Below are 23,746 nucleotides of genomic sequence, written 5' to 3' on the forward strand. Positions count from 1 at the left end.
GAATTAGGGGCTAAATTAAAGCTTCAGTATTGGCTTACGAAGTTCGATCCAGGTAGCGAAATCCAGCGCACGCTCTAACCCATGACGAATTTCCCGGCTCATCGCCGCAGGATCGATGTGTAATATACTGTTAAGCCAGCGAATATTGAGCAAATCCCGGGCAGGGTGGTTAGTGTTCGCCACAAGGTCGGCCGCCTGGCGCTGCAATACAGCACTGTAGTGTGCATTTTGAATGGCGGGATACGGCGCTTTCTTGCGTTGCAGTACCTCTTGCGGCAGTAAATCACCCATCGCCGCACGCAGCAGGCTTTTTTCCCGGCCGTCAAAGGTTTTCATTTTCCACGGGGTATTAAAAACATATTCAACAAGCCGGTGATCGCAAAACGGCACACGAACTTCCAGACCTGCCGCCATACTCAGGCGATCTTTTCTGTCCAGTAAGATGCGCATATAGCGTGTCAGGTGCAGGTAGAGCACTTCGCGCATTTTGGCTTCATGACTCTCTTCGCCGGCCAGGCGCGGGACTTCTGCTAAGGCTTCCTGATAGCGAGAACGCACGTAATCCGGCAATTCCAGGCTCGCCAACAAATCTGGTGCGAAGGCATCCAGTCCGGTTTTGAAACTGGTTACAAAGGTGTGATCTGCCCAGGGGAAGGTGTTCCCCTGCAATATGCCCGGCTGATGAAACCAGCGATAGCCGCCGAAAACCTCATCTGCCGACTCACCGGAAAGGGCGACTGTTGCCTCGTTCCTGATGGCGTTAAAAAGCAGGTAAATTGAATTGTCCGCATCGCCAAAACCGGTGGGCAAGTCCCGCGCAGCAATAACTGCCCGCCGGGTTTCTTCGCTGCCAATCTGCTGGTAACCCAGCACCAGATTGGTGTGCAAGGAGCCAATTTTTTCCGCGACTTTACGGGCATAGGGCGCATCGGATTCGTTGCGGAATACGTCCGGTACAAATTGCTCCGTATGGGTCTCAAAATCGACAGCAAAGGTTTTAAGTTGGCGCTCTCCATTTAGCTGCTGGCTGGCGAGAGCCGCAATGGCGCTGGAGTCCAGACCGCCAGAAAGCAGGCTGCAGAGCGGTACATCGGAAACCATTTGCCTTCTTACCGTGTCAGAAAGCAGGATATGCACATTTTCGATAGTGTCTTTTAACGAGTCATGGTGCGGCCTGGACTGGAGCTGCCAATAAACATCTTCTCGCACCCCATCCCGGCCAAACTGCACAAAGGTTCCGGGTTTGACTTCTTTAAGCCCTTCCCATGTCCCATGTCCTGGGGTTTTGGTCCACCCCAGCGCTTCACGCAAGCTGTCGGTGGTCAGAACGCCAGATATTTGTGAATGGGCGAGAATGGCTTTAGGCTCGGAGCCAAACAGCACCGACTGCCCGTCAGGATAGTAATAAAGCGGTTTTACGCCAAATCTGTCGCGCGCCAGCAACAGCACCTCACGCCGCGCATCCCAGATGGCGAAGCCAAACATGCCATTTAACTTCTCGCAGACGCCATTTCCCCATTGTAAATACCCTTTCAACACCACTTCCGTGTCGCTTTGGGTTGAAAACGAGTGCCCTGCTTGCGTCAGTTCCTGGCGTAATTCTTTAAAGTTATACACTTCACCGCTGTAAGAAAGCGAAATGCTGCCCGTCGGTAAATTTGCCGTCATTGGCTGAACACCGCCTTCGAGATCAACTATGGCTAAACGGCGGTGGCTCAAACCTGCATGTCGATCCATCCAAAAACCTGAGGCATCCGGCCCCCGTAACGCCATCGTTGCTGCCATCGCTTCCAGTTCGCGCCGACTGGCGTGAAAATCACGGCTAAACGTTGCCCATCCTGCAATTCCGCACATATATACTTCTCCTAAAAAGAAATCAGATGTTCCAGGAAACCCGCAACAGTGCCTTTTTTATATCGATTCAAAATCAAAGCGGCGTATGAAACAGTCTCTGGGCATATTCACCGCAAACTGGATGCAATCGATGAGGGATTCTGAAGTCAGCTGATCCTTTGAGGTGCGTGAAACCTGCCCGTCGCCGACGAGCGGATCGCTATTGTTAAATTTGGGCGGGTAGAGCGAAATCACACGGATCCCTTCTTCACGCAAACGCTGTGACAGCGTTTCTGCCATGCGCCCCTGTCCGGCTTTGGCGGCATAAAAGGCGGTATGACCTTCACAGTCGTGGGTGAGTGAGTGAGCGGAAGAAGAAATAATGTTCACAATGTCCGGCCGCGCGGATTGGCGCAACAGCGGCAGGAAATGTTTGATCGCCAATATCGTGCCAGCCGTGCAGGACATGATAACGTGGGTAATCTCCTCATCGCTGGCGGCATCGAGTTCCTTACCTTCCGCCCACGGGCTGCCGTTATTAATGAGCACATCCACATGACCAAACTTATTTTCAACGGACTGCGCAAATGACCGGATGCTGGCTGGATCCGATAAATCACAGGCGAAAGCGTAAACGCGATCGAAACCACGAGCCTGAAGCTCATAACGTACTTTTTCGGCCGCTTCAATATTGCGCGCTGAAAGCAGCACCTCAGCCCCGGATTTCGCATAGCGAATAGCCAGAGAACGCCCCATTTCACGTCCTGCACCGGTGATAACGACACGCAAATTAGCATTGGACATAGAATATATTCCTGTTATTAAAATTAAATTTATTATGCCGATATAATTTTAGTTAATTAACCTGGCAAACATGTTCAATAATATCTTTTGAGATGATTCTGAAATGGTTTTCATCGCACGCTGATATGGTGTGAGAATTTGCAATAAAATCTTCCCGATCGCTATCCCAACCTTCAAAATTCAGGCCAAGCAGCTTGAGGATATACTCACTTCCCTCCAGCATAATGGGTTGGGAAAGTAGGGAAAATTGCTTTATGGCCCAAAAATTAAGGGCGAAAGTGGTGCGCTGATAATCCCGCAGCATCGGTTGGGTTTCATGTTTTGACTGCGCATTAAAAAATTTCCGCGTTAAAATCCCCATTTCCTCAAGCTTGGCCGTTGCCGTTTGCGGCGAGAAAGCATCAATGTGATAGGCATGTTCCACGTCACGGGCTAAATTTCTGATCCGCTGATAGAAGGCGGCGTGTTGCGATGTCCATGCACCCGGCTCAGGCACCTTTCCCTGAAATTGCAGGCTCAGTTCACGGCAACTGGTCGTCAAATGTTGCTGCAGCGTGCTGACAAAAAAGTCGTTAATGGCGTCAACAAAAGGTTCGAGGCTGAAGTTTTCGTTGGTCATTTCGGGGCGCGAGCGGGCTAGCCCCCATCGGACATAGTCAACCGGTATTTTACTCAGCAGTTTTGAGGCCCAGATCAAGTGACGGCGGCTGGTAGAAAACTTTTCGCCACGCAAATAAAGCAGTTCATTAATAACATGATTAACTGGGACATTATATTCTTCATCCAACGCATAGTAGATGGCCGGGAATAATAATGTGTGATAGTAGGTGTTATCAAAACCATAGAAATGAATGATGTCGCAGTTCTTATTTTTGAAAAACGGATCCTGAGGATGTAAATCTTCATCAGCCGCCAGATAGCCTGCCGCCATTTCGAACCAGACATAGAGAACCTGATCTTCAAATCCGGGGATGTCAACGGAAATGCCCCAGTCTGAGCGATGAGAGATACAAATATCCGGTAAACCGTCAGACAACATTCCCTGCGTCAGTTCGCGGGCGCGGGCGGACATATTACTGCGGAAAGTCAGCTCGGTGAGTTGGGGGGCAAGGGCGGACAGGCGGAAATACAACTTTGTAGTCGTCCGGGTACCGACCCGGGTTTCAGGGAGGCTGGCCACTGGGTTAATGAGATCGGCACAGTCATTCGGTCTGCCGCACTGCTCACAGGCATTTCCATCTGAAGCGCTATGACAGTGGGGGCAGACGCCTTTAATGTAGCCCTCATGAAGGCTAAACCCCGTATTCAGATCGTAGAGTTCGTCCACCTCTTTAGCGAAGATAAAGCCCCGATCATAGAGGCGACCAATGATGCTGTTCACCCGACTGTAATAATTTTTCGTCGTTTGCGGACTTGAGAAAAAGTCCAGAGCAATGTCTGCTTTGGCCCAAGTCTGATAGATTTTATCCGCATAATCATTGGCGACCTCTTCAGGAGGACGCTGCTCTTTGGTGGCAATGCATTTGACATAGGTCTGGTTATCATCCCGCCCTGTTAAATGACGAGCAGAGACGCCTTTAAGCGTCAGGTAACGGCGGTAAATATCTGCGCCCAGATATGGTCCGGACAAATGCCCAAGGTGTAAATCACCGTTTGGCGTCGGCGGCGTTGAAATGATCAGCGTATCTTTTGGCACATCATTACGCTGTGTTTGGTTGGGGTTATCCCAATAAAGCGCGGTAAATTTTAAATCTTCATTCTCGCAGGTATTTTCAATAGTGTGACCGTGTAGCGGATCGATATAAATAATATCTTCCGGCACCACATCTTCGGATTCGCGCCCTTCAATATGAACGCGTCCTTTACCAGAGGTGATCAAAAAAAGCTCGGTTTCATGATGGCGGTGAAATGTTGACTGCGCCCCTGGCGGTAGTGAACATGACATGCCGCCCGTTGTGTTGACAGGAAATTGAAGGCTGCTTGAATTTAATCCATAGCTAAATTTAGACGCATTTTTAGTTATTTTCATTTTTTAAACCTGTCAGTCAGTAAATCAGATAACCTGTTAACGATATACCCACCGGAAGATTTCACTTTGGCAATCAACGGGTCATTATCGAACGGCATATATTGGGTGACCAGAATAAAAGAAAACCCAAAATGACTTGCCACTTCAAAATCATGAAATGCGTCACCGATAAGCACCGACTCAGCCGGATTTATGCCATAGGTATTAATAATAAAGTCGAGGTTTTCAGACTTATTTATCGGCCCGCCTAGGATATCATTGAAGCGGGTATCCAGATGATGACTGCACAGAAGCTCTCTGGCTTCGGACTGATCGGAACCTGTCAGAACATAGCAAGGGCGGCTAACCTGGGCCAGCAGGGCGGAGGTGCCGTCGGTTACCGCGCAGCCGGGATAATTTTCGGCCACTATTTTGCCATATTTTTCAACTAATCTATTGATAATAGACGCTGAAAAACCCTCTTTTGCCAGCAAGTTTTCATAGGCCCAGCTGAAGTGGGCTTGCCGTGTCTGGCCGAAGTTCCGCCGAAAATGATCGGCAAAGGCGTCGGCCGCTTCCGGGAATATGAAATGTATAACCTGTCTGGCAGCGTCAATCTTCATGTGGTTGCTGTCAATCAGCACCCCATCCATATCAAATACAATATGGGAGAAACGCTCAATATTCATTGATCAGCGCCTTAATCAGTGTGGTGTTGAATATTGATCTTGAGGCTGCCGGTATTTTTTCTAATAGTGTATACACTTTATCGACAGGAAGATCGGCGTCTATGAGAAACTGAACATAAGTAGGATGTATTTTCTTTTTACCCGCCCGTCGATATAAAACGCCGCCGCCCCAGTTATAGGTGGTTTTTAACTTATCCATGTGGCGTTTTAGTAATACATCTACAGCGGGCGTTTCGGTACCCGGTTTTTTGATCAATTCAGAAAGCTCTTCCGTTGCCGCATTGCCTGCACCGCGCCCCATTCCGGCGAAGGTTGTATCAATCCAGTTGGCACCAGCCTGAATGGCCGTCATGCTATTGATAAGCGCCATCCCCATATTATTGTGAGCGTGAAATCCTATATTGGCAGATGTTATTTCTTTTAAACGAGTAATAAGTTCCGCTACCCGCTGGGGTGGCATTGAGCCAAAGGAATCGGCCAGATAGACGGTTTCAATTGATTTTATGCTGGAAATTTTTTCGAAAACGGCTGTCACCTCTTCCTCGCAGGCAAGATCGATTTGCATTAAATTTAATGCTACACGGTAACCTGAGGCAGAAATGATATTGCATAACTGGTCAATATTATCAAGCTGGTTGAATTTAGTGGCCACCCGAATAATGTCTATAACAGGCCGGGCAGGTTTCTTCAGAATATGAATGACAATATCATGCCAGTTTTCCAGGCAGAGAATGGATTTACTGTCTATCATCGCGGCCCATGACTTACCCGGAATAACCGACAGGAAGTTAAATCCGGATATATTTTCAACCTTAAAGCGGCCGCAGTCTGAGGCATCCACGGAGATATAGCCTGCCTCCATAATATCAACATCCGTTTCAATAATAGCAGAATAATAAATATTGACGAGATCTTCATCAAAATTCCAGTTGGTATAATAGCCACCATCACGGAAAGTGCAATCCAACAAAATTACATTAGAATTAGTCATCATTGTTAATCACTTTTATATAGCAACATGCGCGTCACGCATGTTGCTGGATGTGACATTAACAGGCGAGCAGCATGCCTTTATAATTAATACTGAACCGGGTCTGGTCGGGAATCAAACTGGTAAAATTTATCCATTACCGCCCATTCAGTGGGGCCATCATTCATGAATACGCGCTGTAATAGCTCTCCATGCACATAGTCATCAAAGGCTTTAACTTTTGGATCTAATGTTAGCGCATGGGTGAACTCACGGGACGGAATAAAATCATCGTTCGTTTCCATATACATAAACAGCATATTGGGTTGCATAAAGAAAATTTGCATAGTCTTAATGCCAATCGCCGCCAGTGCACCGTCTCCGGCATGAATTTCCGGGATTTGATTCAGATGCATTTCGCGATAGATTTCCACGGCTTTACGGTTACGTAATTCAATAGTAAGCGCCCAACTTTTCATATTTTCCTCTTGTTATTCACAGATGTTATCCAGAACAGAAATGATGCGGTCAATTTCTTTATAGGTCACAGAGTCGGGTATATGATCGACCGGCTCGCGAACGCGCGGATGAGTAATAAGACCTTTGCGGTGTAAAATATGTTTCGAGAGATGCTGGTAGCAGTCGATGCTATTCATCATCTGGCACATCATATAAGAAAGTGGGTAAGCCAATTTTTCCGCAGATTGTCTATCGCCAGCCTGTAAATAGTTCCATATTTTCACCACGTATTTAACGCAGTCGGTAGCGGGAATTGCGCCATAAAGCCCGCGAAAATAGCTGTCGATAATCATCATGCCACCATCACCTTCGAAGATGCGGGCCTGATTATCGGTGGCAATTTGTAATTCAGTATGTTTTGGCGGTAGCGGCGACGATTCAGGTTTAAACATTATTCTGTCAGCGCCAAACTCATGTAGAAGATCGGCCTGCATTCTGATGGTCATGGGCGTTTTGGCATAACTCTTGGCATGGTGAATGATGACAGGAATACGCAATTGCTGTATGACATCGCGGTAATATTTAAGCATCCTCTGCTCTGTTAATGGTGAAGTGGATGGATGCATGAGCAATACAGCATCAACCCCCGAATCCTGAGCAGATAATGAGTACTCAATGGCGTTTTTAGTACTTTCCGCTCCGGTACTAACAACCACATGCCCTTGAGGTTTTCCGTATTTGACGGCCAGATCTGTAATTTTCTGGCGTTCGCGGCTATTCATTCGCATTAGTTCAGATACCTGGCCAATAACGATACCATCGGCGCCGACTTCATAACAATAATCAACTTGCCTGGCGAAGTCATCTTCATGAATATCAAAGTTCTCATCCCATGGCGTTAATATGACTGGGAGAACACCTTTAACGTCAGTGTAAGTCATTTTTATTCCTTAATTATGTTGTCAGTAATGCGTCTTGCTAACTCAGGCGCCAATTTAAACCCTCCGCCTGAATAACCCGTTAATACAGATAGTGAAATGAAACCTTCAATTTTTTCCGCAGCACCGATGCCCGCAGGCGAATAACAGTCAAAACTCGACCAGGAACCACATTGTTCAGCTTCGTTGACCCAGGAAAATCTTTTTTGGCCCATCATACTGGTGACCTCGCTATATACCGGGCTGCCCGGGGTCACGCTGTCAATAAATAAGCGATCGTGGGTTGGGTAGCCCAGCAAAAATTGCCCATTTTCATAAGGGCGACCATTGAGGTCGTTTACGTCATCAATCCAGGCCGGATGGCCAGCGACCGCCTGTCGGGGATTTTTAATATCAACCTGGATGCGCTGTGACCATAAGCTATGGGGAATGTTGTTTTTGTCAAGAAATGCAGGTGTGTTAGGTCCTAAAGCCACCACCACATGGCTGGCGGTAAATGTGCCTTGCGAAGTTGACACCCCAACAACCTTGTTACCGCGACGGATCAGCCTGTAGACCTCGGTTCCAGGATAGAGAGTCGCCCCTTTCGCCGTTGCCGCCCTGATAAAGGCCCGGGTTACCTCCGCCGGGGCCATATAGCCTGCCCCTGGCTCATAAACGGCTCCTTCATCGCAATTTATGGTGGGAAATTGTTCAGCCATTTGTTGGCGATCCAGCCATTCAATATCCACCGTTGCGCGAAGCTGCTGAACTTTTTCTTGTACCCGGGTGTTATCCTGTACCGGTGGAAAATAGAGATACCCTGTGCGAGTGAAAGAGGCAGGAACGCCGGTATTTGCCTCAAAATCCAGGTAATATTTAAATGAGCTGGCGGCAAGTTCTGTCAGGTAATCATTACTGTGATAAATCCGAACTATACCCCCCGAATAAGCAGTGCATCCCTGGGCCGGGGCACCTCGCTCCAGCAAGGCAGTTTTTAAGCCGCTGCAGGTTAACTGATGCGCTGTGGCTGCCCCCAGAATACCTGCTCCTAACACCACCACATCGTAATTCTGCTTAATTGACATTCATAACCTCGGTGACAACAGAAGAGGTTTTCAATCGCACTGAATTCGCAACATCGCGGACAATTTCATTGGCTCTTATCGGTAGTAAAGACAACAGCGTTGCCGACAGGCCGTGTTGAGCTTCCGACATTCCGGGTAAATAGATTTTTCCAACTACCTGGCAATTCAGGTTTGCCCCGTAAGAGCGATCCAGTTTAATACTGTTATCTTCAGCCAGTGCCATCAGTTCACGCGCGGAAGGAAATAGCTCGGTTATATCAGGAACCCGGTATCCGGTTGCCAAAATGATATAATCAAAAACCTCCGTGTAGATTTCATTGGTTTTTAGATTATGCAAAATGGCAACGGTCTGGTTTTTAACTTTCTTAGCGCTGACCAGTCGGGTTAGTTGTCGTAGTTGAAGTCTGGCATGGTCATTCACTTTTTCTTGATAGATTTTTTTGTATAATTCGGCGATGAGATCACCATCAACTACGGAATAGTTAGTATCAGCATGGATGTCCATAATTCTGTTTTTTAACGAATCAGAGGCGTTGAAAAACATATCCACACTTTGCGCATCAAATATTCTGTTTACAAAGTGGCTATCATCTGCCGGCTTAAATCCAAAAGTGGTGAAAGCAGACGTTACCGTTGCGTTGTTAAATCGCTCGTACAGATGATTAACAATTTCAGCCGCACTTTGCCCGCCGCCAACGACTAAAAATTGCTTTTTCTCTGATGAAGGAATACTTTCAATGGTGGGGAGGAAGCGCGAACTGTGTATGATAAATTCTGATGCATGTTCGCTGTCGGGCATGCGGGGGATTATCCCCGTTGCGACTGCCAGGTTCCTGGTCAGATAGCTACTCTGGTGACCCACTGACAAATCAGTGACCAGAACTTCGAAAATTGTGCTGCCATCATGCAACGTCCAGGGTTTAATATCATCAACCCGGTGCCAATATCTGACGCTTGCCTGCTGTTGCTGGGCCGCCCAGTTAAGGTAATCAAAATACTCAACCCGTGTCGGGTAGAAGTTTTTCAGATTAATAAAGTCTTCAAGCCTGTTTTTTTGGTGCAGGTAATTCAGGAAACTAAAGGGGCTGTTAGGATTACGTAGGGTCACTAAATCCTTTAAATAAGATATTTGCATGGTAGCGTCATCAATTAACATGCCACTATGCCAGGAAAAGACCTGGTTTTTCTCGAAAAACAAGCTTTTCATTGGTGGGGTAGGAGATTTTAATTTATCATTGTGCTCATCAATACATATGGAAAGTGCGAGATTCGATGGCCCAAATCCAACACCGATAATATCATAAATTTCAGCTACCATAACAAACCCTTTATTTCGTTGATAATATCCGATCTGTTCTTTATTCAGGAGTTTTTGGAATAATTATTTAAAAATCAGAATTAGCCGACAGAGTTAATAATTCCCTGATTGCGGGATATGGTTATGTCGCTAAGAATAAAAACACAGAAGATATTTGATGTAAACAGGTTATTTTTTTTCATAAAAAGAAACTGATTTAAAACTTTATTATTAATTTTTTTTAGTTAAAAAATCCAGCTTGATAATGAATCATGAAACATTTCTAATGTTTCCTAATGTATTTCGATAGATAAATCTTATCTGTTCAGTGATTCCGGTTTTTGTCAAAATATCTCCCCATTAATAGTTCCGTTAAAAAGTAGAGTGTCCGGAAAATCTTTTCTTTAAAAAGAGGTCATCAGGCATAAAAAAACGCGCTATACCTATGAACCGAACGTTTTTGCTCTTATACGTTCAGAGAAAGGCTCTCGGTTTGAGGCGGTCTGCAGAACGATGGGGATGTCTGAGGCCGGTCAGAAGGGTGAGGCAGCACTCATCTTCTCACCGCCTGCGCAGTGGCTTGAATCTGCGGACAAAATGTCCCCGCCAGTAGTGTTAACACCACGCACAGGCGGGCGCGACCGGAAGTGACGGCAACGGAACCTTGATGAAGCACAAGCTTTATTGCTGAAAATCTGTTCAACGGGAGTCGGTAAGGCCCCTGACTGTGGTGGGTAATTTTAGTTGGCAATGCCCGGCTATCGACGCTGGTCAGGGGTTATACGGGAACAATTCGCTGGAAGAGGCTCAGAATATGGTCGAACCCTGGCGACTGGAATATCACCAGCAAAAGACGTATTCATCATTAAATAACCGGACTGCGCAGGAGTTTGCTCTAAGTCCGCATAATGGTCGAACTCTCTGGTTTATCCTGGCACCGATTTTGAAAAAGGATCAATCTCTTTGTCACTGCCTTTGCATCATGGCACGATCGGAGGTAAGGAAGTATTCAACTTTTTTGTAACCTGCTTCCTGATCTTGGGGCGATTGTCGCCGGGATGCAGGCCCGGTTTTATGTCGAAACTACCATCCCTTTGAGCTGCTCCCATTAGTTATGAATGAAGCTGATGATCTTTCGGATTTCGCTGGCAGAAGCCCGTGAGATAACGTCTCTGCTGAGATATCAGGAGCGTTGGCAGAGGCGCACCTCACGGCTTGCAAACGTGTGCGGCCAGGATGATGAGAACGCCCTGGCCGATCGCAGCATAACTGAATGTCAGTGGATATATCGGGGCGGGCTAATACAATCGCTTCTGCGCTAACTCGAATGAGTTAATATTGTCCCATATTCATTGAGTACTTAATCAATGATGTCACTTTTCCATATTTCAATGCGAAAAATCCTCAACGTCTTTGATTATATTTTCACCCATTGATCCCGTTGCTCTTATTGGTAATGTTCTTGCTACGTCCCTGAAACCAGGCAGCCCCTGCCATACACTTGGATCGCCAATGACAAAGATGTGTTTCTTTGCTCGGGTGAGCGCCACGTTGAGCAGATTAGGTTTGCTGGAGGCCCATTTAGCGCCGCCATCTTCATGCTCATCACATCCCAGCACAAGAATGACGATTTCGTTTTCTTTCCCCTGAAAAGTATGAACAGTACCGACACAATTCTTTAGCCATTCAGTGATTTCTTTATGTTTTATCAGCGGAGAGTATTGTCTCCAGGCTTTTAGATCACGTTGTTCCAGCAACGCTGAAAGTGCTGTTTTAACCGCTTTAAACGGCGTGATAACGTAAATTGAATGCAGCGCCACATTTTCTGATAACAGGCAATTTAATAAATGGAGCAAACTTTTGCCGTGGCTATCGCGATACTGCTTTTCACCCAGCCCACCAGTTGAAGCCAGCCAGTGATTCTCAACGACGCCATTTACCTGCTGACTGCTTATTTTGTCAGTGGTAAACCCATGAATCATCCGATTGTCGTAGGCCATCTTGTTTGCCAGGGTAAACATGGGGTCAATGCAACGACGGTGAACCCACAGGGGAATGCCGATCCAAACATCGAGGTTCATCACCTTCAATTCACATCCCCAGGGATTGACACGATCGGTAACCTGTTGAACCGAAGTCCGGCCCGGATTCCAGTCTTCTGCATGCTCGTACAAGGTGTTTTGGCACAAATGTTTAACAAGCACAGGCGAAGTTGTAAACACAGGTTCGATCTGTAAGGGATCTCCAACGACCAGTACCCGCCTGGCACGCCATATAGCGCCAACAGCCTGCTGTGGCGAGGCCTGCCCGGCTTCATCGATCATCAGCCAGCCGAGTTCTTCACCCTTTACTCCATGGAACATACGACCGACTGAAGCAAAGGTGGTAGAAATGACGGGTACAAATATAAACAGAGTTTGCCACCAGCGCAAAGGCGTGGATTCAGTATGAGGGGTGGAAAGAAAATGACTAAGATCCCTGATATTTTTTCCAAAAGAACTGATGCTCAGAGCCTCATAAAGCCAGGCCTGATGCAGTTCCATCGCGGCAATGAATAACCTGGAGCGCTGCCGATTTATTTCAGCGTTCTGCCAAAATGCTGTGCGTTGTAACTCCTCGTCATCTATCCGCTTAGCAGGATCTGGTAATGTGATATTCGGGAACCTTTCTTTCAACCTCATCATCTCGGCCCGGTCATCAGCCTGCTGTCGGGTGGTTTTTTTAATATCCTGTTGTATAGCGCGTTTTTTTGCCTTGATATCGTTAACTTGTTTACGTAGCTCGGTAGCGCGTTGCGTTTTCTGCACCAGTAATTCGGTCAGTGTTAGTAGGTGATGCTGCGCTTTTAATCGTTCTTCCTGATACGTCTTGACCTGTTTGCGGTTTATAAGACGTGCCAGCCACCCGGGTGACTTTTTTTCGATCTTTTTCTGCTGCAGTGCTGCATGTTGGATTTGATTTTCAAGTAAGTCTTGTTCTTCGGTGATTTTTTGCAGTCTGTGGCGATACATCTCATATGACTGTTCTGTCTGCTCCAGCGCAGATGATAAAGCATTGAGTGAGCCATCAGGCTGTTTTGCCAGTAGATTTGCCAATGTCTCTAACTGTTGTTGCAATTCAGCTGTCTTTTTCTGACATTCGATAAAGTGCTTTTTTGCGTTAGCGAAAGAGGTTGCGTTGTGATGATTCTTCCAGCGCCACAGGCTAAGAAAGTTTTCATCGGCAGGTCGAGATATTTCAGCCCCGGTTTTACGTAAATGATGCTCATCAATCAGTAATCTCTGTGCAAACCTGGTGCGGTTTGCTTTTTTGCCCAGCGCTACCGAAATTAATCCCCAGCAATGATTCTTTTCTTTCAACGGGCGAAAGAGGTGATAATCACGTTCCTTCCCCTCGCCGTTTTTATCCCTTTTATGTTCACGTTTTGGGCGAGATTCTGCGGCTATCTGATTGGCCGTTGGTGCTAAATAGTCAAGTGAACGAAATTCATCGGCAAGCGATTTTATCTGTGGCAGCTCTTTTGAAATATTTTCCACCGCCGCATTATTAGATGACGCCATCACCATTTCATACCCGGTGAGTGCCTGCACGATAAAGCCGTCGCTATCCAGGGTGTCAGTCACCTCTGCAAAACGAGAAAGTACTTTTGCCCGCTCAACTATATTGTGAGCGACCAGGTCCCGCAGCAGGGTGGTTTTCCCCGTTCCCGGCGGCCCGTTGACGGATAGTATGCCGCCATCCGCAAGTTCATCTACGGCCGTATTGATTGCAAACTGCTGCATTAACGACATTGCATGCCCTGGCTCGGCAGGCCAGCGGCCTTGAGGCATTTTTTTGGGGTGCAATTGACTAATGATAGCTGCAAGCCCGCCTTGAGAATAGAGGCTTGTATTCCTGGGCGCGCTTTCAGAGAGATAAGCCTTGAGCGTTGTACACCGATTTTTTTGTTTCAGAGAAAGGATGGCTCTTTCGATATCTTCGAAGAAAAAGCTATTCAAGATGGGGAGCGAAAAGGCTTTATCACTTTCGTTCAGAACACCTTCACTTTCACTCTCATCTTTGCAGGCTGTTTCAGTACCGCCACTGTTACCTGTGAACCAGTCAATTTGTATTGCGTATTGCCAGGAAGGTTCAAATTCAGCCCATTCGACTAAATGGGTTGTTAACAGCGTTAAAATATCGTCAGTTCGCAATATACCGTGACCATTTTCCTTTGCGGGTTTTAAAGTCGTGCGGAAATGACGGAGAGTATTGGCAAGGTGATTGCACGCCGCCAGGAAAACATTCGATTCAAGTTGCTGAAGTTGTCGCTTATGCAGATGGCCTAATGCCCAGGGAAGCGAGCTAACCGACAATTTATCCAGTGCGGGTACGCCTTCTGCATTCAGTTGAACTTTAGTAAAGCATGTTGTTCCTTCCTGATTCAGGCGTTGTTCACATTCATCCACATCGTGCCCACTGTTCTGGCCAAAAATAGACTGGCTCATCGTGCTGGCAATACTTTTCTCAAATAGCCCGAGGTGTAAATTGTATGATGATTTTGGTGGGATCTGATGTTGTTGGCGTAGTTCAGCCGATAGCCAGGGCAGCGCCTTATCACCTGACTGCTGTAGCTTTGTGAAGGGGATCAACAAGCTTTTATCTTTTTGTTCAAGCGTATAGGGCTGGAAAAACTCAACGCGTTGCCAGGCTCTGAGAATGTCGTGCGGTAAAGGGAAAGCGGCCATCTTAGCTCTTTATTTATTTTCGCGAATATATTGATATCAAATACAGATTACTCCAATCAATATAATCTGTCCCTGAGATTATTCCCACCCTGTTACGCTTTCATTTCTGCACTCATCATTTACCCTTGCGCCGCCACAATGGTAACGAAGCAGGGGTTAGATGCATTATGCGATAGTTATCGCCTTCGCGCGCCAGCTTCTTCTGCCATCCTTCGTGGCTTCTGATATTGACAGTGATACCGACAGAGCCATGCCCAGACCTGCATTTCTGCAAGCCCGGCAAAGCAATAATCATTGATGGTCGCTCGCTTCCCATCTGAGAAACCCTGAGCACGATCTTTGGACATAAAGAGCATCGCGGGCGGCACGAAGGGACAGGCTATGTCGGCGCTGATGGTCATTCAACTGTCTGTATTATGGGTAAATACATTGAAATTCACCCATCCAGCCAGCCTCACTCTACAAGCCAGCAACAAAAATTAAATTTCCCACGGTGGATTTTTCCCTTTCCGCCACCCAGAATAGCCTCAGACCGGCATACGCCGGATGAAAATCGATATGCGCAGCGAGGGCAACAGTATGCAGCAAGGACCATTAACGGAAGTGGAGCTGGAATGGCTCGACGAGATCTTAGTCAAATACGGTAATGATGAGTCAGTGCTCGATGTCTCTGAGCTGGACGGGCTGTTTACCGCCATTCTCTCCGGGCCGGTGCTGGTTGGGCCGCAGGAGTGGCTGCCGCTGATCTGGGGCGGTGAAGAGCACGATCCTGACTGGGAATCCGAGGAAGAGTTCGAACAGTTTATGGATCTGATCGCGCAGCATATGAATGATATTGCCGATCGTCTGAATGAATATCCCGATCAGTTCGAACCGCTGTTTGGTACTCGCGAAGTGGAAGGACAGGAATTTACCGTAGTGGAAGAGTGGTGCTTCGGTTATATGAAAGGCGTAGCGCTGGGCGACTGGTCACGGCTACATGAATCGCTGCATCCGGCGCTGCAGGCGATCGCGCTGCATGGTAAGGAAGAGCACTTCGCCGAGCTGGACACATTCTCACCGGATGAATATGAGCAGAGCATTGCGGCAATACGCCCGGCGGCGTTGAGCCTGCATCAGAAAAGACAGCTGCATTAAGCCAGATCGTCGCCACGCTCCCTGCTACGTTGCGATGGCATGTTGCTGACTACCAGCCAACCACAGCACCGCCGTTGAAGATGTTATCAGCTGCTGCCGCTACCTCTGGCGACTGGTACGCCCGAATGAAATCGTGCACCTTCGCCGCGTCTTTGTTGTTTGCGCGCGTCACGATGATATTGACGTAGGGCGATTGCTTATCCTCAATAAACACACTATCGCGTACCGGGTTCAGGCCAGTCTGCTGGATATAGGTGGTATTGATAATCGCCACGGTCACCTGGGCATCGTCGAGCGCGCGCGGCAACTGTGCCGCTTCTGTTTCGATAATTTTCAAATGCCGTGGATTAGCAGTAATATCCAGCGCCGTTGGCAGCAGCCCGCTGTTCGGCTTCAGGGTAACCAGCTTCTCTTTCTGTAGCAGCAGCAGCGCGCGCCCGAGGTTGGTTGGATCGTTAGGAATGGCAAGGGTGTCGCCGTCTTTAAGTTCGGCGATCCGTTTAATCTTTTTAGAGTAACCGGCTATCGGGAAAATAAAGGTGTTGCCGACGGCGACCAGCGACGTGCCCCTGGCTTTATTATCCTGTTCGAGGAACGGACGATGCTGGAAGACGTTGGCATCAAGATCGCCGTGAGCGGTAGGTTCATTGGGCAGCAATGAACCGCTGAAACCGACCAGTTCCACATCCAGCCCGTATTTCTCTTTGGCGACTTTTTTGGCTACTTCCGCCACATCCTGTTCGGCACCGTTAATCACACCGACCTTAATATGATGGGCATCCTTGCTTTTGTTATCGCAGCCGCCTGGCAGGGAACCCAGCATCAGCAGCGTAACGATTAAGGCACAATTCAGGGCGGTCTTCACGTTATTTATCCTTAGCTTCAACCAGATAGCTGGATAATAAATAACCGTAATTTCGCCGCTGAGTCAATGAGGCGGCTTATGATAAAAAGGCATGATTTATAAGCAGAAAAATTAAGAAGCAAAGCGGGGCTTAATTATTTTGGCGTTGCGCATGCCACAGCAGCACCAGCGCGGCCAGCTCATCTTCAAGCGTGTAAAGGTAGCAGGAAGGAACATCCAGCACTGCCGCCAGCCGGCATACCAGTTCAAAATCAGGAACGTGTATACCGCGCTCGTATTGATTCATCCGTGCGCTGGCGGTGGCTTCATCAATTCCCGCTAAAACCCCGAGCTTTTGCTGGGATAAGCCCTTTTTCAGGCGGGCTTCTTTCAAACGATGTGGCAGCATGTCGATCCTGACTTCTGAACAATTAACAGGATTCTCTTAGCTGCTCATGTAAATTGTACTAAGTAATACTTAGTGATAACGTTTAAGGGTAGCAGGAGTAACTGGACATAAATCAGGAGCAGAGGAAGGCATGAAGAAAAGAAGAGATATGCACCCGGCCGATATCCTGGCTGCGTTCAAAAAACGCCAGACTTCACTGGCGGCATTATCGCGCCAGGCCGGTCTGAATTCAGGTACGCTGGCCAATGCATTGAAAAGACCGTGGCCAAAAGGGGAGTTTATTATTGCCGCCGCGCTGGGGGTACATCCGTCAGCGATCTGGCCCAGCCGCTATTACGATAGCCGGGGGCTGCTGCTGGCGCGTGAACGGCGATTGCGCCGTTCACGCGCCATCCCGCTAGCGGCTGACGCGCCAGAAACAGAGGAGAATATCTTCATACTGCCTGACAGCATCGCTTAACCTCGCTGGCGGTGTCGCTTAGTTAGCCATAATGCTGGCGGCTAACTGAGCGCTGCCGGAGGTATTACCGATCAGCTCGGTCAGCAGATTATTTGCCCCATCGCTCATTGGCGTAAAGCGGGTTTCTGCCGTCCGGGCTACCACAACAAACACGCCCACGCTGTACTGCGGCACCATCGCCATATAGGTAATAAACCCGCCGCCGCCGCCGGTTTTTTCAATAATGCCCGGACGCCCTTCGCGCGGAGCCATATATACCCAACCCATCCCCAGCGCATCTGCCCGGCCAGGTACATCCATACCTTCCACTTTACTCAACTGACCGCGTCGATAAATCATCGTTTGCAAGCTATCGGCCTGTGGGCTGCGGGTATGCATGCCAGATGAAAGGAATTGCTGCATCCAGCGCCCCATATCCTCCGGGGTGGAGTAAACGCCGCCGCTGCCGATGGCCGCCAGAGAATTATCACAGGGGCTGGGATTTTTGGCCGGGACGATCAGACGGCCACACTGATCGGGTGAGGGGGTAAAGGTGGTGTCCTTCATCCCCAATGGACGGGTGATCTTCTCGCGAAACAGTGCAGAATAAGGCTTGCCGCCAGCCTTTGCCAGCGCATCACCCAGCAGGTCAAAGGCGAGGTTAGAGTAAGCGGCTCGTTCGCCGGGCGTCCACTTCAGCTTCGCGGTGCCGAGCCAGTTCCAGCGTTGACTGTAGGTGGGCCAGGTAAACACGGCACGCACCGCCTTACCGCCGGGCTGCTCCCGTGGCAGGGCGCTGGTATGGGTAGCGAGGTTGATCAGGCGGATCGGTTGCCCGTTAAAGCTGGGCACCCTGCTGCCGGGAGGGGCATATTTGCTGAGTGGGTCGTCCAGCTGCAAACGACCCTCTTCGGCCAGCCTGACCATGAGCTGGCTGGTCATCAGCTTGCTCAGTGATGCCACGCGTATCAGTGAATCTTTTTCTGGTGGCTGCTGACTACCAGGGCGTACCGAACCACGGCTGGCAAACACCCGCTGATTGGCATCAATAGCGACTATCGCCATTGCGCTGGCTTTGGTGTTGTAAAAGATGTTATCAGCGTAGCGTTCAACCGTCTTTGCTGCCAGCAGCGGGTCGGGAGCGGTTCGCGCCTGGCCTGCCAACGGCAGTGCCAGCACGGGAAGCAGCAAAAAAGCACAGAGCGAGGGTTTCAACGGGCGGCCGTTCCTGTCAGTGAATGATTGGGCGCTCCATAGTAGTTTTTTTGGTTTTAACTGCAAGCCTTTCCTGAAGGTAAATAGAGCCTGTCAGGGGGACGGGGTGACCCGCAGGCTGACAAGGCCAATCCCCAGTTTACGGGCGGCAAAACCGTCCATCGTCCCCTCACTGGTTTCAACCGGCTGCGGTGGCGTAAGGGTAATGCTGCGCGCCTGAGTGGGGTTGCTTACCTGCAACGTTAAGGTGGTGTCATGATTCGCAAAGGTGACCTGCTGCTGCCAGTTGCCAATTTTCACCGTCACCGGGTGCAGGCTGTTATCGCCCCAAGCGCGTGCGTTCAGCGTCAGCGTAAAGGCCGCAGGTAGTGGATCCAGGTATTGTATGGTCACATCCGGCTGCAGATTAGCATCCGACCAGCGTCCCCAAGGTTCAAGGTGAGACAGGCCAGCGATTTTTTGCACCTGCTGCGGCATGCCGGGCAGGTTGAACCAGATGGTTTCGGAGCGATATTTCAGGTCGCTGTCGGCAATTTTCAGGCGCGCCAGGCTGCGCTGGTAGCGGTCGTCACTCTGTTCGTATTGCGCCGGGAAGGTGACTTTCCCCGAGAGGCTACCCGGCTGCACGCGCAAAATGGTGGGCTGCGCGTTTAGCGTGCCGCTTGCGACACACAGGCTGCCGTCCATCGCCAGCGTATCATCCCAAACGCTGCCGATTTTGAAGCAGCGGTCAATCCAGACAAACTTTTCATCGGCCGAGAACCTTGCCAGCTGCTGCCTGAGCGGGGTTGCCAGCCAGGCGTCCAGCTTCGGCTCGATCTTATCTGGCTTAACGGACAGCAGCAGCGGCAGTTTGAAATGCGCACCGGAGAAGCTGAAGGTATTTTTCGCCGTATCAATTTTGTAGTCTGAAATGGTTTTCGGGAAGTTCCACAGTTTAATGACGTCCGGTTTCCACTGAGTTATTTTCTCTTTGATATTGACATAACTGGTTGAAAGCGAAGTGGATGAGAGGCTGCTACGCCCCAGGCCAATAAAGTTGTCACCGCCCATTGCATCCAGCACCGTTGCGCCGTTATCCATGGTATTACGTTTTACGTTGAGCACCTGGCCGCTGGCGTCATCGCCGCGTAGCATAAAGAACAGGTCGCGACGATCGTGCTGGTTGAGGTATTTCCAGGCGGTGTTGTTCATGGCCAGATGATCGGAACTGACCACGATCAGGGTGTTTTTAGACCAGGGCGTGGCGCGGATTTTCTCAATCAGCCTGGCAATATGCTCCTGGCTACAGGCCACCGCCGCGAAGGATTTGTTCTCTTTACCCGCGAACGGGTAAGACTTGCGCTGACAGCTACGAGAGATAAATCCGTCCGGATGATGGGTATCAACCGTCAAAGCAAACAGCGAGAAGGGCCGATCCTTCTGCGCCAGCTCAAGGTATTTATCAAACACCACATCGAGCACCGTATCGTCATACCATCCCCAGTCATTGCGGTACTTATCGTCTTTCACCACGCTTTTTAGTTCCGTGAAACCATAGATATGGTCGAAACCGTGCGAGGAGAGAAACAGGTCTTTGCCCGCAAAGCTCAGGCTGGAGCCCTGATAAAAATAGTTCTGGTAGCCGGAGGTTTTAAGAATATCGCCCAAACAGATATTTTGCGGGTAAAAGCTGGAAAGCGAGCTGGACGCGTTGCCATCAAACGGAGCGAACAAAGGAATCCCGCATTGTGAAGCGACCATGCCGGCAATGGTGTATTCGGTGCCGGGTAACTGCTCGGTATAACTGAAATCAAGCGACTGTTTCTTTATCTTGTTCAGTTCCACGGCCAGGCCGGGGAAGGCACCGTCGTCAAAATAAGTGCGTTCCAGGCTTTCAGCATAGATATATACCAGGTTAGGCTGCTTACCGTCCAGGCGCTTAGCGGGCGCCCGGTAATGGCTGTAAAAATCAGAATCGCCTTTGTCCGCCTGCGACTGAATCAACGCGGTCACCTGCTGATAAGCCGGTGTGGTTTTAATCGAGGCCAGCGCCAGTATTAATGCCAGTACGCTGTAAAGCGGACTGTAATTGTGGCTTTTTCGCAGGCGTAGCACCCACGATAAAAAGGTAAACAGTAGTAACAAAGCGGCGACTAACCCGGCGGCGGGCAGAATATATTTTTGCAGTCCGGCTCCGCTCAGGCTGCTGGTGATGGTGTATATCACCGCGTCGTTGATGCCTTCGCCAGTGAAGTAGTTACTGGCCAGCAGCGTAGCGTTGAGCACGATATAAATGGCCAGCAGCGATAATATCGCCATAAACCATAGCTTATGGCGCCCTGCCTTACAGCTGTAGAGTAAGGCTGAAGCAAGAAATAATAGCAACGAGAACCATTCTGAAACCATTCGGTCGATTTATCCTGTTTTAACGCAATCCGTCAGGGTAGCTGCAAAGGTTGTGATTGAGGCTGACGGGGAATTTAACGCACCAGACCACCCCAGGCAACATTTCGCGGAGGCAGTAAACGTTGCGTATTGTCCTTTCAGGACGGCTTGTTTAACTCTGGTTTAAGATGTTGCCGATCAATGATAAGCACCTGGCGGCAAATAATTTCACCTGGACAGTTTTCATCATGCATGAAGCCATACACACAGGCACTTAACCTGAAATCGCTCGCTAAACAGGATAAACAAACCTGATATGTCGGCTGGTGGAAAATTGATTGATAAATACGAGATTGTTCACAAAAAATAAAGCGTTAGCCGCCGTACGGGTGATGCTGAACCCGCACCCAATCTCATCGAAAAATTTATAAACTCACTGTTTGTTTATGTTGAATAATTCATTCGTTGGCGCATTTTCTTAATCTATTCAGTTATAAATGCAGCGAAAACGGCTCTGTTAGCGCTATTGAAGAGCGGTCCTGGGGATAGTATTCGCCGGCTGTTCTTTTTTTTCTACTACACAGGGCTACAAGATGTTAATCAAAAAACCTGTTTTAACCCAGGTCATTGGCCTCGGGCTGGCTGTTGGCTGCGCTTCCTTCGCTGCGAATGCCGAAATGACCGTTCTGAAGCAGAACCCACAGGCAGGCGACCCGTTAAGTCGTCTGAATTTCACCGTTGGCGGCAGCATCCGTCCCCAGTTCAATAATTTTACCGGCGACGGTGATAAAGGGTCCTACAAGCGTAACGGCTTTGATGGCGGCAGTCGTTTACGCTTTGCTGCTGATTACTATCTGTTTGATGACATCAGCTGGATCAGTTACTACGAGCTGGGGGTAGATATCCCGGCTCTGTTCGACTGGGATCATCACTATGCTGAAGGCGCTAATGACACCTCGCGCCGCATGCTGTACACCGGCCTGAAAAGCAAAACCTGGGGGCAACTCACCTTCGGTCAGCAAAACAGCGTGTATTACGATGTGGTTGGAGCAAAAACCGATCTCTGGGATTACGATATGCTGGGGCAGGCATCGGGTAATGGCATCAAAGGCGACTACGATGGCTCATATCGTTCGCGCAAGATGCTGAAATATAAAAATACCTTCGGTGATGCCGATGTTTACGCCTCTTATCTGTTCGCGGATAACGAATATCTGACGGGTAAAGGCCCGCGCTATGAGCGCAAAGGGGGCGGGTCGCTGGGCGTGGACTACCACATTGCTAAAGACCTGACCTGGGGCACCGCGTGGAATTACACCCGGGCGGAAATGCGCGATCCCGTTAAAGGTAATGATAAAACCTGGGATCAGAATATCTTCGGTAGCTCTCTGAGCTGGACGCCGGACAACTGGACCTTTACCGTTGGCGGCGGCTGGTACGACAACTTCCTCCCCAGCAAAAAGGCGGATGTGAATCATTACTTTGCTGGTGACGCATGGGGGATTGAGTACCTTGCCGGATATACCGTGGCGGTCAATCAATACGGCCTGAAGTCGGTGATGCCGTACGTGATGGGTGACCGTATGCAATACGTAACCGGCCGTGACTACCAGCGTATTGATAACGGCGTGGGGATGACCTTCAAAATGAATTACGGTTTCCGTATCGACTACGAACACGTCTTTACCTCCAGTACCGACAACCTGGGCGATATGAATCTGGTACGACTTCGTTACGACTTCTAAGCTTCCCCCCGTTTCCCGGCGTCGCGCCGGGGAACTTCTTCCCCTTCCCTGCTGGTGTTTTTCGGCCTGATTTCATAACATTGCTGTGCAGGCGAACCACCTGTTGGTCATTCTCAGCGGATTGCCGCCATCTGAATTTGCTGGCTCTTACATCATCCTGGGGCTGTAATATTAGCGAGACGAATATATGGAAGCACAGGGTATTACCGATATCATTCAGCCCGGTCTGCGGGTGCTGTTCTGCGGTATCAATCCCGGCAAGTCCTCTGCCCATACCGGCTTTCATTTTGCCCACCCCGGTAACCGCTTCTGGAAAACCATTTTCCAGGCGGGGTTCACCCGAACCCAGCTCAAGCCTGAACAGGAACAGCAGCTATTGGCAACCGGTTGTGGCATCACCATGCTGGTCGAGCGGCCAACGGTGCTGGCCAGTGAGCTGGCCAGCAGCGAACTACGCAGCGGTGGAAAGGCGCTGGTGGATAAGATTGAACGTTTTCAGCCTGCTGCGCTGGCGGTGCTGGGTAAGCAGGCTTATCAGCAGGCGTTTCGCCGTAGTCAGGTGGCGTGGGGCAGGCAGCCTCTGGCCGTGGGCGCGACGGAAATCTGGGTACTGCCCAACCCCAGTGGACTGAACCGCGCTTCCCAGCAGGAAATGACGGAGGCCTATGCACAGCTGCATCTGGCGCTCGCTTAGCAGAGGAAATGAATACATCTGGTGGGCCAGAGACGGCGTGCGGTTGTGACCAGTCTGGCGGGCGTGGCTCAATCATATGCGGATATCTGCGTAATCAGTCGCAG

The 23,746-nt window shown here is 49.3% G+C and carries 18 protein-coding genes; 4 read left to right on the forward strand and 14 right to left on the reverse strand.

Features of this window, described 5'->3' with window-relative positions; translation table 11 throughout:
• Positions 1-15: 15 nt before the first annotated feature.
• The 10 genes from asnB to EPYR_RS02185 all read right to left on the reverse strand — a co-directional run bounded on the left by asnB (position 16) and on the right by EPYR_RS02185 (position 14,792).
• A complete protein-coding gene (gene asnB / locus EPYR_RS02140; RefSeq protein WP_012666769.1) occupies positions 16-1,854 on the reverse strand; it encodes an asparagine synthase (glutamine-hydrolyzing) in 1,839 nt (612 codons plus the stop codon).
• A 57-nt stretch (positions 1,855-1,911) separates the two neighbouring features.
• Positions 1,912-2,637 (reverse strand): SDR family oxidoreductase, encoded by a 726-nt coding sequence (locus EPYR_RS02145; protein ID WP_012666770.1) that lies wholly within the window; start codon positions 2,635-2,637, stop codon positions 1,912-1,914.
• Between the two features lie 52 nt (positions 2,638-2,689).
• Positions 2,690-4,666 (reverse strand): class I tRNA ligase family protein, encoded by a 1,977-nt coding sequence (locus tag EPYR_RS02150; RefSeq protein ID WP_012666771.1) that lies wholly within the window; start codon positions 4,664-4,666, stop codon positions 2,690-2,692.
• Complete coding sequence (locus EPYR_RS02155) at positions 4,663-5,334, reverse strand: HAD family hydrolase (protein WP_012666772.1); 672 nt, start codon at positions 5,332-5,334, stop codon at positions 4,663-4,665. Before EPYR_RS02155 ends, EPYR_RS02150 begins: the two co-directional genes overlap by 4 nt.
• Positions 5,324-6,328 (reverse strand): beta/alpha barrel domain-containing protein, encoded by a 1,005-nt coding sequence (locus EPYR_RS02160; protein WP_014538482.1) that lies wholly within the window; start codon positions 6,326-6,328, stop codon positions 5,324-5,326. Before EPYR_RS02160 ends, EPYR_RS02155 begins: the two co-directional genes overlap by 11 nt.
• A gap of 83 nt (positions 6,329-6,411) precedes the next feature.
• On the reverse strand, positions 6,412-6,783 hold the full coding sequence (locus tag EPYR_RS02165) for an L-rhamnose mutarotase (protein WP_012666774.1): 372 nt from the start codon (positions 6,781-6,783) through the stop codon (positions 6,412-6,414).
• Between the two features lie 12 nt (positions 6,784-6,795).
• The gene (locus tag EPYR_RS02170; RefSeq protein ID WP_012666775.1) at positions 6,796-7,704 is read right to left on the reverse strand and encodes a dihydrodipicolinate synthase family protein; all 909 of its coding nucleotides are present in this window, start codon (positions 7,702-7,704) and stop codon (positions 6,796-6,798) included.
• Positions 7,705-7,706: 2 nt separating this feature from the next.
• On the reverse strand, positions 7,707-8,768 hold the full coding sequence (locus EPYR_RS02175; protein WP_012666776.1) for an NAD(P)/FAD-dependent oxidoreductase: 1,062 nt from the start codon (positions 8,766-8,768) through the stop codon (positions 7,707-7,709).
• On the reverse strand, positions 8,758-10,086 hold the full coding sequence (locus EPYR_RS02180) for a lysine N(6)-hydroxylase/L-ornithine N(5)-oxygenase family protein (RefSeq protein WP_012666777.1): 1,329 nt from the start codon (positions 10,084-10,086) through the stop codon (positions 8,758-8,760). The genes EPYR_RS02175 and EPYR_RS02180 overlap by 11 nt, the downstream gene beginning before the upstream one ends.
• A gap of 1,367 nt (positions 10,087-11,453) precedes the next feature.
• Complete coding sequence (locus EPYR_RS02185; protein WP_012666779.1) at positions 11,454-14,792, reverse strand: DEAD/DEAH box helicase; 3,339 nt, start codon at positions 14,790-14,792, stop codon at positions 11,454-11,456.
• A 579-nt stretch (positions 14,793-15,371) separates the two neighbouring features.
• Here EPYR_RS02185 and EPYR_RS02195 point away from each other — a divergent pair.
• A complete protein-coding gene (locus tag EPYR_RS02195; RefSeq protein ID WP_012666781.1) occupies positions 15,372-15,929 on the forward strand; it encodes a YecA/YgfB family protein in 558 nt (185 codons plus the stop codon).
• Positions 15,930-15,978: 49 nt separating this feature from the next.
• On the opposite strand, the gene EPYR_RS02200 is transcribed toward EPYR_RS02195, so the two are convergent.
• Entirely contained in the window at positions 15,979-16,794 is an 816-nt protein-coding gene (locus EPYR_RS02200) for a MetQ/NlpA family lipoprotein (RefSeq protein ID WP_012666782.1), read from the reverse strand.
• A gap of 130 nt (positions 16,795-16,924) precedes the next feature.
• Positions 16,925-17,182 (reverse strand): helix-turn-helix transcriptional regulator, encoded by a 258-nt coding sequence (locus tag EPYR_RS02205; RefSeq protein ID WP_012666783.1) that lies wholly within the window; start codon positions 17,180-17,182, stop codon positions 16,925-16,927.
• Between the two features lie 130 nt (positions 17,183-17,312).
• On the opposite strand from EPYR_RS02205, the gene EPYR_RS02210 reads away from it, so the two are divergent.
• Complete coding sequence (locus EPYR_RS02210) at positions 17,313-17,642, forward strand: helix-turn-helix domain-containing protein (RefSeq protein ID WP_012666784.1); 330 nt, start codon at positions 17,313-17,315, stop codon at positions 17,640-17,642.
• 18 nt (positions 17,643-17,660) lie between these two features.
• On the opposite strand, the gene ampH is transcribed toward EPYR_RS02210, so the two are convergent.
• Complete coding sequence (gene ampH, locus EPYR_RS02215) at positions 17,661-18,902, reverse strand: D-alanyl-D-alanine-carboxypeptidase/endopeptidase AmpH (protein WP_014538485.1); 1,242 nt, start codon at positions 18,900-18,902, stop codon at positions 17,661-17,663.
• A 27-nt stretch (positions 18,903-18,929) separates the two neighbouring features.
• On the reverse strand, positions 18,930-21,224 hold the full coding sequence (gene opgB, locus EPYR_RS02220) for a phosphatidylglycerol--membrane-oligosaccharide glycerophosphotransferase (protein ID WP_012666786.1): 2,295 nt from the start codon (positions 21,222-21,224) through the stop codon (positions 18,930-18,932).
• 572 nt (positions 21,225-21,796) lie between these two features.
• Between opgB and EPYR_RS02225 the strand changes: the two genes are divergently transcribed.
• Both EPYR_RS02225 and mug read left to right on the forward strand, forming a co-directional pair.
• Positions 21,797-22,948 (forward strand): porin, encoded by a 1,152-nt coding sequence (locus tag EPYR_RS02225; protein WP_012666787.1) that lies wholly within the window; start codon positions 21,797-21,799, stop codon positions 22,946-22,948.
• Between the two features lie 187 nt (positions 22,949-23,135).
• Entirely contained in the window at positions 23,136-23,642 is a 507-nt protein-coding gene (gene mug, locus EPYR_RS02230) for a G/U mismatch-specific DNA glycosylase (RefSeq protein ID WP_012666788.1), read from the forward strand.
• Positions 23,643-23,746: the final 104 nt, after the last annotated feature.

This window comes from Erwinia pyrifoliae DSM 12163, assembly GCF_000026985.1.
Taxonomy (GTDB): domain Bacteria; phylum Pseudomonadota; class Gammaproteobacteria; order Enterobacterales; family Enterobacteriaceae; genus Erwinia; species Erwinia pyrifoliae.

What these genes read in the sequence shown, in the direction of transcription:
- asnB (WP_012666769.1), bottom strand. Translation starts at nt 1,854, where the DNA reads ATGTGCGGAATTGCAGGATGGGCAACGTTTAGCCGTGATTTTCACGCC.
- EPYR_RS02145 (WP_012666770.1), bottom strand. Translation starts at nt 2,637, where the DNA reads ATGTCCAATGCTAATTTGCGTGTCGTTATCACCGGTGCAGGACGTGAA.
- EPYR_RS02150 (WP_012666771.1), bottom strand. Translation starts at nt 4,666, where the DNA reads ATGAAAATAACTAAAAATGCGTCTAAATTTAGCTATGGATTAAATTCA.
- EPYR_RS02155 (WP_012666772.1), bottom strand. Translation starts at nt 5,334, where the DNA reads ATGAATATTGAGCGTTTCTCCCATATTGTATTTGATATGGATGGGGTG.
- EPYR_RS02160 (WP_014538482.1), bottom strand. Translation starts at nt 6,328, where the DNA reads ATGATGACTAATTCTAATGTAATTTTGTTGGATTGCACTTTCCGTGAT.
- EPYR_RS02165 (WP_012666774.1), bottom strand. Translation starts at nt 6,783, where the DNA reads ATGAAAAGTTGGGCGCTTACTATTGAATTACGTAACCGTAAAGCCGTG.
- EPYR_RS02170 (WP_012666775.1), bottom strand. Translation starts at nt 7,704, where the DNA reads ATGACTTACACTGACGTTAAAGGTGTTCTCCCAGTCATATTAACGCCA.
- EPYR_RS02175 (WP_012666776.1), bottom strand. Translation starts at nt 8,768, where the DNA reads ATGTCAATTAAGCAGAATTACGATGTGGTGGTGTTAGGAGCAGGTATT.
- EPYR_RS02180 (WP_012666777.1), bottom strand. Translation starts at nt 10,086, where the DNA reads ATGGTAGCTGAAATTTATGATATTATCGGTGTTGGATTTGGGCCATCG.
- EPYR_RS02185 (WP_012666779.1), bottom strand. Translation starts at nt 14,792, where the DNA reads ATGGCCGCTTTCCCTTTACCGCACGACATTCTCAGAGCCTGGCAACGC.
- EPYR_RS02195 (WP_012666781.1), top strand. Translation starts at nt 15,372, where the DNA reads ATGCAGCAAGGACCATTAACGGAAGTGGAGCTGGAATGGCTCGACGAG.
- EPYR_RS02205 (WP_012666783.1), bottom strand. Translation starts at nt 17,182, where the DNA reads ATGCTGCCACATCGTTTGAAAGAAGCCCGCCTGAAAAAGGGCTTATCC.
- EPYR_RS02210 (WP_012666784.1), top strand. Translation starts at nt 17,313, where the DNA reads ATGAAGAAAAGAAGAGATATGCACCCGGCCGATATCCTGGCTGCGTTC.
- opgB (WP_012666786.1), bottom strand. Translation starts at nt 21,224, where the DNA reads ATGGTTTCAGAATGGTTCTCGTTGCTATTATTTCTTGCTTCAGCCTTA.
- EPYR_RS02225 (WP_012666787.1), top strand. Translation starts at nt 21,797, where the DNA reads ATGTTAATCAAAAAACCTGTTTTAACCCAGGTCATTGGCCTCGGGCTG.
- mug (WP_012666788.1), top strand. Translation starts at nt 23,136, where the DNA reads ATGGAAGCACAGGGTATTACCGATATCATTCAGCCCGGTCTGCGGGTG.